This is a genomic window from Actinomycetota bacterium, from assembly GCA_040905475.1.
Classification (GTDB): Bacteria; Actinomycetota; AC-67; order AC-67; family AC-67; genus DATFGK01.
This window is the reverse complement of the sequence record JBBDRM010000105.1, coordinates 23,414-24,302: the sequence shown is the minus strand read 5'-3', so window position 1 is coordinate 24,302 and position 889 is coordinate 23,414. Positions and strand designations below refer to the sequence as shown.

The following is an 889-nucleotide window of genomic DNA, read 5'->3' as shown; positions in this document are numbered from 1 at the left end:
CATCCTGCTGGCCGTCACAACCGAAGGCTCCGTCGTCGTCGCCACCCTCATGGCGGCCTGTATCCTGTTCGCGGCGGCCGCGGTCGCCAAGGGCGGCACGCTCAAGAAGATCCAGAAGATCTCGCTCATCGCCTTCACACTGCTGCTCTTCGGAGGCGGGATCGCCGTCGAGGCGTCGCTCGGGCCGCGTGAGGTCGAGAAGCATCTCGAGGTTCTCGAGGAGCCGCTGGTCGCCGAGCAGGTGGCGTTCAAGCCGACGGAGGTGCACGTGCCGGCCGGCCAGCCGGTCGGCCTTCGGTTCGAGAACCGCGACGCTGGGGTCGATCACAACGTGGCGATCTTCCGGGATCCCGAGTTTCAGGAGAACCTGTTCCGCGGCGGACTCTTCCCCGGCGTGGCAACTAGGATCTACGAGCTCCCGGCGCTTCCCGCCGGCATCTACTCGTTCTGGTGCGACGTCCACCCGGGACCGATGCGGGGAACCTTGATCTCGGGCGAGGAGCAAGGCGGTCCGCCGCCGAGCCCGCCACAGCCGTCGGGCACCCCATCGCCCGGCGCGGCCAACCCGGCCGGACCGATCGACCTCATCGCCAAGAACACGGCGTTCGACAAGGCGCAGGTGACCTTCCCCCACGGGGCGCAGGTGACGATCAACTTCCGCAACGACGACCCGCTGCCGCACAACTGGTCGCTCTACACCGACCAGACGTTCACGCCCCCTGCCCTCTTCACGGGGCCGATCTTCACCGGCCCGGTGGAGCGGAAGTACGTCTTCACGGCTCCCGCCACGCCCGGCACGTACGCGTTCAAGTGCGACGTGCACGCGAACATGCTGGGGACGGCGATCGTTACCTGAGATCGCGCGAGACGTGGTGCGGCCCCCGCGAAG

The 889-nt window shown here is 68.1% G+C and carries 1 protein-coding gene; it reads left to right on the top strand.

Annotated features, from left to right (window positions below; translation table 11 throughout):
* Positions 1-856: cupredoxin domain-containing protein (locus WEB06_12550; GenBank protein MEX2556444.1), on the top strand; the 856-nt coding region annotated here is incomplete at its 5' end.
* Positions 857-889 lie beyond the last annotated feature (33 nt).